Below are 12,275 nucleotides of genomic sequence, written 5' to 3' on the forward strand. Positions count from 1 at the left end.
CAGAAATGCACTGTAGTAGCAAGCCCCCGTTGTGTAGCGGCCTAGCACGCTGCCCTCTCACGGCAGTAGCGCCGGTTCGAATCCGGTCGGGGGTACAGATCCTTCCCGCGAGATCATCTGGGTCGCACCCACGCTCTCGATGCAGGATCGCTAGGGCCCCCGTTGTGTAGCGGCCTAGCACGCTGCCCTCTCACGGCAGTAGCGCCGGTTCGAATCCGGTCGGGGGTACTTGCAACACCATGGGCTATGGTGTAATTGGCAACACTACGGTTTCTGGTACCGTCATTCTAGGTTCGAGTCCTGGTAGCCCAGCGCAGAAATGCACTGTAGTAGCAAGCCCCCGTTGTGTAGCGGCCTAGCACGCTGCCCTCTCACGGCAGTAGCGCCGGTTCGAATCCGGTCGGGGGTACAACAGCACGGCAGACAAGGGCCCTTCGCCTCGGTGAAGGGCCCTTGTCGTTGGTACTCGGAGCCCGTGCCGCCAGGTCGACTCCTCCTCCTGGGCCATTCTGCGCAGCGACATCAGCAGCGGCTCGTAGAGCACGGCCGCCGCGACCACCGTCTCCACCTGCTCCGCCTGCGTGGGGTACCTCTCCATCATGTCCAGGTCCTGGACGGCGACTTGGCGCATGAGGCGGGCCTGCCCGGTCGGGTACTTCACGTCGCAGGGGCAGCCGAGGCGGAGGCGGGGGAGCGGAGAGGCCCGCCGGGTCGCGGACCGTCTCGCGCACTGCTCGTCCGCGATGTGAGGTTCTGAGGTGTGACGTTCCGGAGAGTGCGGTTCTGAGAGTGCGGTTCCGGCAGGGGCCGCCACGACGCTGGGGCGGCCAGGAGAGGTGTACGGGGACGTCAGCCGTTGCGCCGCAGGGCCTCGCTCAGCCGCGCCGCCGAGTCGATGACCGCCTGGGCGTGCATCCGGCCCGGGTGCCGGGTCAGCCGCTCGATCGGTCCGGAGACCGAGACGGCGGCGACCACCCGGTTCGAGGGGCCGCGTACCGGTGCCGAGACCGAGGCCACGCCCGGCTCGCGCTCGCCGATCGACTGGGCCCAGCCCCTGCGTCGTACGCCGGAGAGGGCTGTCGCCGTGAAGCGGGCGCCCTGGAGGCCGCGGTGCAGCCGCTCCGGCTCCTCCCAGGCCATCAGGATCTGCGCCGACGAACCGGCCTTCATGGTGAGCGTGGAGCCGACCGGCACGGTGTCCCGCAGGCCGGACAGCCGCTCCGCCGCCGCCACGCAGATCCGCATGTCGCCCTGGCGCCGGTAGAGCTGCGCGCTCTCGCCGGTGATGTCGCGAAGATGCGTGAGCACCGGTCCCGCCGTGGCCAGCAGGCGGTCCTCGCCGGCCGCCGCCGCGAGTTCGGCGAGCCGGGGGCCGAGGATGAAGCGGCCCTGCATGTCCCTCGCCACCATCCGGTGGTGTTCCAGTGCCACGGCCAGTCGATGGGCCGTGGGTCGTGCGAGCCCGGTCGCCGCGACCAGCCCGGCGAGGGTGGCCGGACCGGACTCCAGGGCGCTCAATACCAGAGCCGCCTTGTCGAGAACGCCGACGCCGCTAGAGTTGTCCATACGACGATACTCCCGTCTCACTCTGTGAAACGCAAGTTCAATTTTCGGCGGAAGTTGCGAACCTGTACGGGCGGCCACACAACGGCCCGTAGCCACCGCCCCGCACGGGGGTCCGGGCGGCGGCGCACCAATCTCTAGTTGGGCCGGCGAAGACGCCGGCCGGAGGGAAAGCGATGGGTAGGACACTCGCGGAGAAGGTCTGGGACGACCATGTCGTCCGGCGCGCCGAAGGTGAGCCCGACCTCCTCTTCATCGATCTGCACCTGCTGCACGAGGTGACCAGCCCCCAGGCCTTCGACGGCCTCCGGCAGGCCGGACGCCGGGTGCGGCGCCTCGACCTCACCATCGCCACCGAGGATCACAACACCCCGACCCTCGACATCGACAAGCCGATCGCCGACCCGGTCTCCCGTGCCCAGTTGGAGACCCTGCGCAAGAACTGCGCGGAGTTCGGCGTACGGCTGCACCCGCTGGGCGACGTCGAGCAGGGCGTCGTGCACGTGGTCGGCCCGCAGCTGGGGCTGACCCAGCCCGGCACCACGGTCGTCTGCGGCGACTCCCACACGTCCACGCACGGCGCCTTCGGTGCCCTCGCGTTCGGTATCGGCACCAGCCAGGTCGAGCACGTCCTGGCCACCCAGACCCTGCCGATGGCGCGCCCGAAGACCATGGCGATCACCATCGACGGCGAACTGCCCGACGGCGTCACGGCCAAGGACCTGATCCTGGCGATCATCGCCCGGATCGGTACCGGCGGCGGCCAGGGCTACATCCTCGAATACCGCGGCCCGGCCATCGAGAAGCTCTCGATGGAAGCCCGGATGACCATCTGCAACATGTCGATCGAGGCCGGCGCGCGGGCGGGCATGATCGCCCCGGACGAGACCACCTTCGACTATCTGAAGGGCCGCGACCACGCCCCGCAGGGCGAGGACTGGGACGCCGCCGTCGCGTACTGGAAGACGCTGCGCACCGACGACGACGCGGTCTTCGACGCCGAGGTCGTCATCGACGCCGCCGAGCTGGCGCCGTTCGTCACCTGGGGCACCAACCCCGGCCAGGGCGCGCCCCTGTCGGCCAGCGTCCCCGACCCGGCTTCGTACGAGGACGCCTCGGAGCGCAACGCCGCCGAAAAGGCCCTGGAATACATGGGGTTGACCGCCGGCCAGCCGCTGCGCGACATCAACGTGGACACCGTCTTCGTAGGCTCGTGCACCAACGGCCGGATCGAGGACCTGCGGAACGCGGCCGCGATCCTGGACGGCCGCAAAGTCGCGAGTGGCGTACGGATGCTGGTCGTTCCGGGCTCCGTACGGGTCGCCCTGCAGGCCGTCGAGGAGGGCCTGGACAAGGTCTTCACCGCGGCCGGGGCCGAATGGCGGCACGCGGGCTGCTCGATGTGTCTCGGCATGAACCCCGACCAGCTGGCCCCCGGCGAGCGCTCCGCCTCCACCTCGAACCGCAACTTCGAGGGCCGGCAGGGCAAGGGTGGCCGCACGCACCTGGTCTCCCCGCAGGTCGCCGCCGCCACCGCCGTGCTGGGTCACCTGGCCTCGCCGGCCGACCTGTCCGACGTCCGTACGCCCGCCGGAGTCTGAGAATCATGGAAGCTTTCACCACGCACACCGGCCGGGCCGTCCCGCTGCGCCGCAGCAACGTCGACACCGACCAGATCATTCCCGCGCACTGGCTGAAGAAGGTCACTCGCGACGGCTTCGAGGACGGCCTCTTCGAGGCCTGGCGCAAGGACGAGAGCTTCGTCCTCAACCGCCCCGAGCGCAGCGGCGCCACGGTGCTGGTCGCCGGTCCCGACTTCGGCACCGGATCGTCCCGCGAACACGCCGTGTGGGCGCTGCAGAACTACGGCTTCCAGGCCGTCGTCTCCTCCCGGTTCGCCGACATCTTCCGCGGCAACTCGCTGAAGAACGGGCTGTTGACCGTCGTGCTCGACCAGAAGGTCGTCGACGCGCTCTGGGAGCTGACCGAGGCCGACCCGACGGCCGAGATCACCGTCGACCTGGAGGCCCGCCAGGTCCGTGCGGAGGGCATCACGGCCGACTTCGAGCTCGACGAGAACGCCCGCTGGCGACTGCTGAACGGGCTGGACGACATCAGCCTCACCCTTCAGAACGAAGCGGACATCGCGACTTACGAGGCTGCGAGGCCGGGCTTCAAACCGCGTACAATTAACGCCTGAGCAGCGCGTTTCCAGGACTGCGCCCCCTACCTTCTGGTAGGGGGCGCAGTCGCTTGTTGAGACCCCGTCGGGCGACAACTCGCCCCAGATGGCACAATCGGTGCATGGAACGCGACAGCCAACTCAAGCTTTACGGCCAAGTCGCCGACCGTTTGAAGGAAGCGCACACAAGAGTGCGCGCACTGCAAGTCCCGGAGGGCGTACGGATGGCGCTGTCCCGGAAGCTGCTGGTCATCACGGCCGCGGCTAAGCACGATCTTCCGGATGCGGCAAGGCGTCTGGACCGGTTGATGAAGGACCTCGATGAGGGCCGATTCCCCGAAGGTGACTGACTCTGCGGAACTGTGCAGCGGTCGACTTCGTTGCGGCACTAGGGTGATTAGCCCGTTTCGTGTTTGATTTGCGGTATATATCTGCCTAACGTGCGAAAACGCTTGAACACTTTCGTTCTGGCAATGTCTCCGAAGGGGAAGACGTGAACAAGGCGCAGCTCGTAGAAGCGATTGCCGACAAGGTCGGCGGCCGTCAGCAGGCCGCGGACGCCGTTGACGCGGTGCTCGACGCGATCGTCCGTGCGGTTGTCGCGGGGGACCGTGTCTCGGTCACCGGCTTCGGCTCGTTCGAGAAGGTCGACCGTCCCGCCCGCTACGCCCGCAACCCGCAGACGGGTGAGCGGGTGCGGGTCAAGAAGACCTCGGTTCCCCGATTCCGTGCGGGCCAGGGCTTCAAGGACCTGGTGAGCGGCTCGAAGAAGCTCCCCAAGGGCGAGGTGGCCGTGAAGAAGGCGCCCAAGGGCAGCCTCTCGGGCGGTGTTTCCATCCGCACGACGACCAAGGCGGCCGCCAAGAAGGCCGCCGCGAAGAAGGCCGTGGCGAAGAAGGTCACCGCCAGGAAGGCCACGACCGCGGCGAAGACCGCCGTGGCCAAGAAGACCACCGCGAAGAAGGCCGCCCCCGCCGCCAAGAAGACCACCGCGGCGGCGAAGAAGACGACCGCGGCGGCGAAGAAGGCGACGGCCGCCAAGAAGACCGCGCCCGCCAAGAAGGTCACGGCGAAGAAGGCGCCCGCGAAGAAGACCACGGCGCGCAAGACCACGGCGAAGAAGGCCACTGCACGGAAGAAGTGAGGCCGAGCGGCGCAGGCTGCTCACACGCGCCGGGCCGGGCCCCCCTCGGGGGGCCCGGCCCGCGGGCTGTTGCGGGCCGGGCGTGCGCGGCCGTTCAGAACGTCTGCAGGGTCACCAGGGTGATCCGCAGGTCCGCACCCTCGCCGACGCCCTCGATCCGCACCCGCTGCCCCGGACGCAGCAGCCGCAGCCCGCCCGCCTCGAAGGCCCTGGCGTCGAATTCCACCGGGGTCCCGTCATCGAGGAGCACACTGCCGGTGCGGGTCTCGGGGTCGTACGTGTACGAGGTCGCCTGCATGTACGGCAGCCTATCGGTCCGGTCAGGGGCACACCGGGGCGTCCGCCGCCCAGTGCTCCGACGTGTGCGGGCCGGTGCCCAGGGCCAGCGCCGCTCGCAGATCGTCGCCGGTGTCCACGTCCTGGCGGACCGAATCGATGCCGGTCAGCGTGATTTCTACGGCGCCGGAGTCCAGATGGCGGGCCCGGGAAGGGCCACCGAAAGCCGGGCACAATTCCACTCCCGGTGCAGCCGACAGAAAAGTCGTTCCGAATCCTGCCGCATCGGTGACGAATGTCCGGGGAAATTCGGCGGCGAAATCGAGCACCCGGGCCAATTCCGCGGGGCGCAGCGCGGGCAGATCCGCGTTGAGTGCGGCGAGGGCCGCCCCGGGCCGTTCTGCCCTTACTGTCCGCCCGCCGTGCGCCAGGGCGGCGTTGAGCCCGCAATCCGGTTCGTCGGGCACGATCCGCGCTCCGAGGGCGGTGAGAACCGCCCCGGCCTCCGTGTCGTCCGTGACGACGACCACATCCCCGACCGCCCGGCAGGACAGGGCGGCGGCCACGGTGTCCCGGGCGAACGCGAGGGCGAGCCGCGGGCGCAGTGCGTCGCCCGTCGCGGGCGTGAGCCTGCTCTTGGCCCGCGCCAAGGGCTTCAACGGGACGACCAGGGTCCAAGGACCGGTCGGGTCGGTGTTCGTGGCGATCTCCCCCTCGATGCGCGTCGCCGCTTATTCTCGCCTGCCGGCGCGAGAACCCGGGGGTACGGTCCCGAAAGCGGGGCGTACGGTGTTCTCGACAGAGCAGGGGCCTGGGGCGAGACTTGACCGTCGGTAGCCAGGCAGAGTTCAGGTCCTTAGAGGAAGGTGTCCGAGTGTCCCGCCGCAGAATCGGCTTCTGGTACCGCCTGGCGGCGGTGATCGCAAAACCGCCGCTGGTGGTTCTGTTCAAGCGTGACTGGCGGGGAATGGAAAACATTCCGGACGACGGCGGATTCATCACTGCGGTCAATCACAACTCGTATCTGGACCCGCTTTCCTACGGCCACTTCCAGTACAACACCGGACGTGTGCCGCGGCTTCTCGCGAAAGCCGGCCTCTTCAAGACCCCCTTTATCGGAATGATGCTGCGCGGCACCGGACAGATCCCCGTGTACCGCGAGACGACCAACGCGCTGGACGCCTTCCGGGCCGCCGTCGCCGCCATCGAGCGCGGTGAATGCGTCGCCTTCTACCCGGAGGGCACCCTCACCCGCGACCCCGACATGTGGCCGATGGCCGGCAAGACCGGTGCCGCCCGCGTCGCGTTGATGACGAAGGCGCCGGTCATCCCGGTCGCCCAGTGGGGCGCCAACCTCGCGGTGCCGCCGTACGCCAAGGAGAACAAGCTCCGGCTCTTCCCCCGCAAGACCCTTCAGGTGCAGGCCGGACCGCCCGTCGACCTCTCCCGGTTCTACGACAGGGAGCCGACGCCCGACATCCTGCGCGAGGCGACCGAGGTCATCATGGCCGCGGTGACCGCGCAACTGGAGATCATCCGGGGCGAGAATGCCCCCTCGGAGCCGTACGACCACAGCAAGGCCCGTGCAGAACAGCGGCGCAAGGCCGAAGGAAAGGGACCCAAGTGACGCACCCCGTAAAGGCAGCCGTCTTCGGAACCGGCTCATGGGGTACGGCCTTCGGCGTGGTTCTCGCCGACGCCGGCTGCGAGGTCACCCTCTGGGGCCGCCGCGCCAAAGTCGCCGAGGCCATCAACACGACCCGTACCAACCCGGACTATCTGCCGGGAATTGAACTCCCCGCGTCGGTCCGGGCCACCACCGACGCCGCCGAGGCACTGCACGGCGCCGACTACGCCGTACTCGTGGTGCCCTCGCAGACGCTGCGCGCCAATCTCGCCGACTGGGCGCCGCACCTCGGCTCCGACACCGTCCTCGTCTCGATGATGAAGGGGGTCGAACTCGGCACCGCGAAGCGGATGAGCGAGGTCATCGAGGACGTGACCAAGGTCTCCCCGGACCGCGTCGCCGTCATCACCGGCCCCAACCTGGCCAAGGAGATCGCCGAACGCCGCCCCGCCGCGGCCGTGGTCGCCTGCCAGGACGAGTCCGTGGCCCAGCGCCTCCAGACCGCCTGCCACACCTCGTACTTCCGCCCGTACACCAACACCGACGTCGTCGGCTGCGAACTCGGCGGCGCGGTCAAGAACGTCATCGGCCTCGCCGTCGGCATCGCCGACGGCATGGGCCTCGGCGACAACGCGAAGGGCTCGCTCATCACCCGGGGCCTCGCCGAGACGACCCGGCTCGGCCTCGCCATGGGCGCCGACCCGCTGACCTTCTCCGGACTCGCGGGCCTCGGCGACCTGGTGGCCACCTGCTCCTCGCCGCTCTCGCGCAACCACACCTTCGGCACCAACCTCGGCCGCGGCATGACGCTCCAGGAGACGATCGCGGTCACCAAGCAGACCGCCGAGGGCGTCAAGTCCTGTGAATCGGTGCTCGATCTGGCACGCAGGCACGGCGTCGACATGCCGATCACCGAGACGGTCGTCGGCATCGTCCACGAGGGCAAGCCGCCGATGGTCGCGCTGGGCGAGCTGATGTCGCGCAGCGCGAAGCCCGAGCGGCGCTGACGACAGGCCCGGGGAGCAGGCAGAGCGGTGAACGTTCGCGGTCACCGCTCCAGCGGCCCCGGCCACGCTGACGCGAGGGGTACCAGCAGGTACGCTCAACGCGATATGAGCAGCGAGAACCTCTCCCAGAGCCCGGAGCAGCAGCTCCGCAAGCCGCGTGTGGCCGTCGTGTTCGGCGGCCGCAGCTCCGAACACGGCATCTCGGTCGTCACGGCGGGCGCCGTCCTGAACGCCATCGACCGGACGAAGTACGACGTCCTGCCGATCGGCATCACGACGGAGGGCCGCTGGGCGCTCACCGCCGACGAACCCGAACGCATGGCCATCACGGACCGGACGATGCCGGATGTGGACCGGCTGGCCGAGTCCACCGAGGGCGGCGTGGTGCTCTCCGTCGATCCCGGCAGCCGTGAAGTGGTGTACAGCGAGCCCGGCTCGGTCCCCAAGGCGCTGGGCGAGGTCGATGTCGTCTTCCCCGTGCTGCACGGTCCGTACGGCGAGGACGGCACCCTGCAGGGGCTCCTGGAACTCTCCGGTGTGCCGTACGTCGGCGCGGGGGTGCTCGCCTCGGCGGTCGGCCAGGACAAGGAGTACATGAAGCGGGTCTTCACCTCGTTCGGGCTGCCGGTCGGCCCGTATGTCGTGGTGCGCCCCCGCGAATGGGAGGCGGACCCCTCCGCCGTCCGCAAGCGCATCGTGGACTTCGCCGGCGACCATGGCTGGCCGCTCTTCGTCAAGCCCGCCCGGGCCGGCTCGTCCTTCGGCATCACCAAGGTCGACGACCTCTCCGGTCTCGACGAAGCGATCGAGGAGGCCCGCCGCCACGACCCCAAGTTCCTGGTGGAGTCGCTGCTGCGGGGCCGCGAGATCGAGTGCGGGGTGCTGGAGTTCGAGGACGGTCCGCGCGCCAGCGTGCCCGCCGAGATCCCCCCGGTGACCTCGCACGACTTCTACGACTTCGAGGCCAAGTACATCGACTCGGCCTCCGGGATCGTGCCCGCCCCGCTCACCGAGGAGCAGACGGCCGAGGTCCAGCGGCTGGCGGTCGACGCCTTCGAGGCGGTGTCCTGCGAGGGCCTGGTGCGCGCCGACTTCTTCCTCACCGAGGACGGCGGCTTCGTGATCAACGAGATCAACACCCTGCCGGGCTTCACCCCGATCTCCATGTACCCGCGGATGTGGCAGGAGAGCGGTGTCAGCTACCAGGAGCTGGTGGACCGGCTGATCCAGGCCGCGTTGAACCGGCCGGCCGGCCTGCGCTGAGACGAGTCCCGCGCGTAGGGCGTGCCCTCCGGTCGCGGAGTGCACGCCCTACGGGCTGCTGGGCACCGTCTTCGTGATCGCCGGACCGAACGCGGCCAACGGGCTCGCGTCGTGCGCGTACGCCGTCGAGAGACTCACCTCGATGTACGCCTTGCGATAGGTCGTCGTGAAGCGCGGACCGGCGCCTTCCGGCTGCTCCACCAGCCAGTTGACGCCATCCATTTCGGCCCCCTTCGCCATGGGGTCGTCCATCTTGGCGGGCCGGGGGACACCGCAGCGCAGTACGATCGCTCCGTCCCCCCACTGGGCGGTCAGCTCGGACTTCGGCCCGGTGTCGCCGCGGTCGAGTCCGGCAACGGTCTTCGGCAGCTCCTTGTGCAGTGCGCGGCAGTAGGGTGCGGCTTCCCCGGACGGCGTGGGAACCGTGACCGGCACCGCGGCGTCCGTCGAGGAGCAGCCCGCCGCGGCCAGGAGCAGCGCGGCGACGGACGGACCGAGAAACAGGGGGCGGCGGAACCGGCGGCGCGATGATGTCACCGGCCCAGCGTAGACGGGGACTACAGATGAACGACCGGGCAGGTCAGGGTTCGGGTGATGCCCTCCACTTGCTGGACCTTGGCGACCACCATGCGGCCGAGTTCATCCACCGTGTCGGCCTGGGCGCGCACGATCACGTCGTAGGGGCCGGTGACGTCCTCTGCCTGGATCACTCCCGGAACTGCGGCGATGGTCTCGGCGACGGTCGACGCCTTGCCCACCTCGGTCTGAATAAGGATGTACGCCTGTACCACGGAACCTCCAGGGCGGCCACGAGGATCATGTGGGGGATGGAAAAGGGACGCCACGGTATCGCGTCGCCGCGGGCCGCGGGGAGACCTACGGGGCGGTTGCCGTCCACAGCGTGGCGCGCACACAGCACAGGTTGACGTATCTCTTGACAGTACCGACAGCGGAGACGGCCCGCGACCGCGAGCGCGGCGGAGCGAAAGGGGGACGCACATGGCGAGGGGAACCGGTGCAGACTGCTCCCTGCGGCGGCGGCCGGTCCACGATCCGGACCCCCGGCCGCTGAAGCAGCCCGGACGAATGTCCGGCGCGATAGATGAGAGGTGAGACTCGGTGAAGGGAACCGTGGGCGAGTTGGGGGAGTTCGGGCTCATCAGGGAGCTGACTTCCCGGCTCACCACCACTCCGGCAGTACGGCTCGGCCCCGGCGACGACGCCGCGGTCGTGTCCGCTCCCGACCGCAGGGTCGTGGCCAGTACGGACATCCTGCTGGAGGGACGGCACTTCCGCCGCGACTGGTCGACCGCGTACGACGTCGGCCGCAAGGCCGCCGCCCAGAACCTCGCCGACATCGCCGCCATGGGGGCCGTGCCCACCGCGCTGCTGCTCGGCCTGGTCGTCCCCGGCGAACTCCCGGTCACCTGGGCCGGCGAGCTGATGGACGGCCTCCGCGACGAGTGCCAGGTCGCCGGAGCGGCCGTGGTCGGCGGCGATGTCGTGCGCGGCGAGACGATCACCGTCTCGATCACCGCGCTCGGGGACCTGCGCAACCACGAACCGGTCACCCGGTCCGGCGCCCAGCCCGGCGACGTCGTCGCCGTCACCGGCTGGCTCGGGTGGTCCGCCGCCGGTTATGCCGTGCTCTCCCGCGGCTTCCGCTCGCCCCGCGCCTTTGTGGAGGCCCATCGGCGCCCCGAACCTCCGTACCACGCGGGCCCCGCCGCCGCCGGACTCGGCGCCACCGCGATGACGGACGTGAGCGACGGACTCGTCGCCGACCTCGGGCACATCGCCGAAGCCAGCAAGGTACGGATCGATCTGCGCTCCGGACTCATCGACATCCCCTCGCAGATGTCCGACATCGGTCAGGCCGTCGGCGTCGACCCGCTGCAGTGGGTGCTGACCGGCGGAGAGGACCATGCGATCGTCGCCACCTTCCCGCCGGACGTGAAGCTGCCCGCCCGCTGGAGGGTGATCGGCGAAGTCCTCAACCCCTCGGTGCTGCCGCAGGTGACGGTCGACGGGGCGCCCTGGACCAGCAAGAGCGGCTGGGACCACTTCGGGGACATCGAGGACGCCCAGTAGATTTCGGGTATGCCCCTCTCTGCTGCCGTACCCGCCCGTGTGCTCACCGTCGCCGGATCCGATTCCGGCGGCGGTGCGGGCATCCAGGCCGACCTCAAGACGATGCTGGCGCTCGGCGTGCACGGAATGAGCGTGCTGACCGCCGTCACCGCCCAGAACTCGCTGGGCGTGCAGGGCGCCTGGGAGCTGCCCGTCGAGGCCGTACGCGCCCAGTACCGCAGTGTGGTGGACGACATCGGTGTGCAGGCGGTCAAGACCGGCATGCTGGTGTCGGCCGGCCTCGTGGAGACCGTGGCCGAACTCCTCGCCGGCACTGCCGCCCCGGTCGTCGTGGACCCGGTCGGGATCTCCAAGCACGGCGATCCGCTGCTGGCCGCCGAGGCCCTCGATTCCGTACGGACGAAACTCCTCCCGGTCGCCACGGTCGCCACCCCGAACCTGGACGAGGTGACGCAGCTCACCGGTGTGAGCGTCACGGACGAGACCGGAATGCTCCACGCCGCCACCGAGGTACTGGCCTTCGGGCCGCGCTGGGTCGTCATCAAGGGCGGGCACCTGCCGGGCGAGCCCGTCGATCTGCTGACGGACGGCACCGAGGAGCACTGGCTGCGCGCCCCGAGACACGGCAACCGGCACACCCACGGCACCGGCTGCACGCTCGCCTCGGCGATCGCCTGCGGACTGGCCCTGGGCCAGGACGTACCCACGGCGGTACGAGGTGCGAAGGCCTTCGTCACCGGGGCGATCACAGCGGGCTTCCCGCTGGGCGCCGGGATCGGCCCCGTCGACCACGGCTGGCGGACGCGCACCGGATGAGGGAGCCCCGGAGCGCAGCAAAAAGCCGGTCCATCGCGATGGACCGGCTTTTTGGGCAACCGGAAGGCTGCGCTACGACGGGAACGTCAGCGCGCGACCTTGCCGGCCTTGATGCACGAGGTGCAGACGTTGAGCCGCTTCGGCGTCCGACCGACCACGGCACGCACGCGCTGGATGTTGGGATTCCAGCGACGGGACGTACGGCGGTGCGAGTGCGAAATGTTGTTGCCGAAGCCCGGCCCCTTGCCGCAGACGTCGCAGTTGGCAGCCACGGGTCACTCCAAAGACTTCAGGTGCACTTACAGT

15 protein-coding genes and 4 tRNA genes are annotated in these 12,275 nt (G+C 69.5%); 13 read left to right on the forward strand and 6 right to left on the reverse strand.

What is annotated here, in order from left to right:
* The first annotated feature begins 22 nt into the window (after nt 1-22).
* The 4 genes from ACF08M_RS20710 (at nt 23) to ACF08M_RS20725 (ending at nt 409) form a co-directional block, all read left to right on the forward strand.
* Nucleotides 23-95: transfer RNA gene (locus tag ACF08M_RS20710), tRNA-Glu, on the forward strand.
* A 60-nt stretch (nt 96-155) separates the two neighbouring features.
* Nucleotides 156-228, forward strand: a tRNA-Glu gene (locus ACF08M_RS20715).
* A 12-nt stretch (nt 229-240) separates the two neighbouring features.
* A tRNA-Gln gene (locus ACF08M_RS20720) sits at nt 241-312 on the forward strand.
* A 24-nt stretch (nt 313-336) separates the two neighbouring features.
* Nucleotides 337-409: transfer RNA gene (locus tag ACF08M_RS20725), tRNA-Glu, on the forward strand.
* 440 nt (nt 410-849) lie between these two features.
* On the opposite strand, the gene ndgR is transcribed toward ACF08M_RS20725, so the two are convergent.
* Nucleotides 850-1,566: an IclR family transcriptional regulator NdgR gene (gene ndgR / locus ACF08M_RS20730; protein ID WP_030928691.1), complete on the reverse strand. Its 717-nt coding sequence runs from the start codon at nt 1,564-1,566 to the stop codon at nt 850-852.
* A 173-nt stretch (nt 1,567-1,739) separates the two neighbouring features.
* Here ndgR and leuC point away from each other — a divergent pair, with 173 nt between their 5' ends.
* From leuC to ACF08M_RS20750, 4 genes are all read left to right on the forward strand, one after another.
* Complete coding sequence (leuC, locus tag ACF08M_RS20735) at nt 1,740-3,164, forward strand: 3-isopropylmalate dehydratase large subunit (RefSeq protein WP_392186715.1); 1,425 nt, start codon at nt 1,740-1,742, stop codon at nt 3,162-3,164.
* A gap of 5 nt (nt 3,165-3,169) precedes the next feature.
* On the forward strand, nt 3,170-3,763 hold the full coding sequence (leuD, locus tag ACF08M_RS20740; protein WP_392186716.1) for a 3-isopropylmalate dehydratase small subunit: 594 nt from the start codon (nt 3,170-3,172) through the stop codon (nt 3,761-3,763).
* 104 nt (nt 3,764-3,867) lie between these two features.
* Entirely contained in the window at nt 3,868-4,095 is a 228-nt protein-coding gene (locus ACF08M_RS20745; protein ID WP_072487271.1) for a hypothetical protein, read from the forward strand.
* Nucleotides 4,096-4,238: 143 nt separating this feature from the next.
* A complete protein-coding gene (locus ACF08M_RS20750) occupies nt 4,239-4,889 on the forward strand; it encodes an HU family DNA-binding protein (RefSeq protein ID WP_392186717.1) in 651 nt (216 codons plus the stop codon).
* Nucleotides 4,890-4,983: 94 nt separating this feature from the next.
* Here the strand turns inward: ACF08M_RS20750 and ACF08M_RS20755 are convergent, their stop codons facing one another.
* Both ACF08M_RS20755 and cofC read right to left on the reverse strand, forming a co-directional pair.
* A complete protein-coding gene (locus ACF08M_RS20755) occupies nt 4,984-5,187 on the reverse strand; it encodes a hypothetical protein (protein ID WP_392186718.1) in 204 nt (67 codons plus the stop codon).
* A 22-nt stretch (nt 5,188-5,209) separates the two neighbouring features.
* Nucleotides 5,210-5,884: a 2-phospho-L-lactate guanylyltransferase gene (cofC, locus tag ACF08M_RS20760; RefSeq protein ID WP_392186862.1), complete on the reverse strand. Its 675-nt coding sequence runs from the start codon at nt 5,882-5,884 to the stop codon at nt 5,210-5,212.
* Between the two features lie 155 nt (nt 5,885-6,039).
* Between cofC and ACF08M_RS20765 the strand changes: the two genes are divergently transcribed.
* From ACF08M_RS20765 to ACF08M_RS20775, 3 genes are all read left to right on the forward strand, one after another.
* Entirely contained in the window at nt 6,040-6,792 is a 753-nt protein-coding gene (locus tag ACF08M_RS20765; protein ID WP_392186719.1) for a lysophospholipid acyltransferase family protein, read from the forward strand.
* Nucleotides 6,789-7,799, forward strand: coding sequence for an NAD(P)H-dependent glycerol-3-phosphate dehydrogenase (locus ACF08M_RS20770; protein ID WP_392186720.1), 1,011 nt, complete (start codon nt 6,789-6,791; stop codon nt 7,797-7,799). Before ACF08M_RS20765 ends, ACF08M_RS20770 begins: the two co-directional genes overlap by 4 nt.
* 105 nt (nt 7,800-7,904) lie before the next feature.
* Nucleotides 7,905-9,062 (forward strand): D-alanine--D-alanine ligase family protein, encoded by a 1,158-nt coding sequence (locus tag ACF08M_RS20775; protein WP_392186721.1) that lies wholly within the window; start codon nt 7,905-7,907, stop codon nt 9,060-9,062.
* 48 nt (nt 9,063-9,110) lie between these two features.
* Here the strand turns inward: ACF08M_RS20775 and ACF08M_RS20780 are convergent, their stop codons facing one another.
* A complete protein-coding gene (locus ACF08M_RS20780) occupies nt 9,111-9,599 on the reverse strand; it encodes a DUF3515 domain-containing protein (RefSeq protein WP_392186722.1) in 489 nt (162 codons plus the stop codon).
* A gap of 20 nt (nt 9,600-9,619) precedes the next feature.
* Nucleotides 9,620-9,853, reverse strand: coding sequence for an Lrp/AsnC family transcriptional regulator (locus ACF08M_RS20785; RefSeq protein ID WP_392186723.1), 234 nt, complete (start codon nt 9,851-9,853; stop codon nt 9,620-9,622).
* A 328-nt stretch (nt 9,854-10,181) separates the two neighbouring features.
* On the opposite strand from ACF08M_RS20785, the gene ACF08M_RS20790 reads away from it, so the two are divergent.
* Both ACF08M_RS20790 and thiD read left to right on the forward strand, forming a co-directional pair.
* Nucleotides 10,182-11,153, forward strand: a complete 972-nt coding sequence (locus ACF08M_RS20790) for a thiamine-phosphate kinase (RefSeq protein ID WP_392186724.1) — start codon at nt 10,182-10,184, stop codon at nt 11,151-11,153.
* A 9-nt stretch (nt 11,154-11,162) separates the two neighbouring features.
* On the forward strand, nt 11,163-11,969 hold the full coding sequence (gene thiD, locus ACF08M_RS20795) for a bifunctional hydroxymethylpyrimidine kinase/phosphomethylpyrimidine kinase (protein ID WP_392186725.1): 807 nt from the start codon (nt 11,163-11,165) through the stop codon (nt 11,967-11,969).
* A gap of 86 nt (nt 11,970-12,055) precedes the next feature.
* On the opposite strand, the gene rpmB is transcribed toward thiD, so the two are convergent.
* Nucleotides 12,056-12,241 (reverse strand): 50S ribosomal protein L28, encoded by a 186-nt coding sequence (gene rpmB / locus ACF08M_RS20800; RefSeq protein ID WP_030928661.1) that lies wholly within the window; start codon nt 12,239-12,241, stop codon nt 12,056-12,058.
* Between the last annotated feature and the right edge of the window lie 34 nt (nt 12,242-12,275).

The organism is Streptomyces sp. NPDC015032, from assembly GCF_043080425.1.
Classification (GTDB): Bacteria; Actinomycetota; Actinomycetes; order Streptomycetales; family Streptomycetaceae; genus Streptomyces.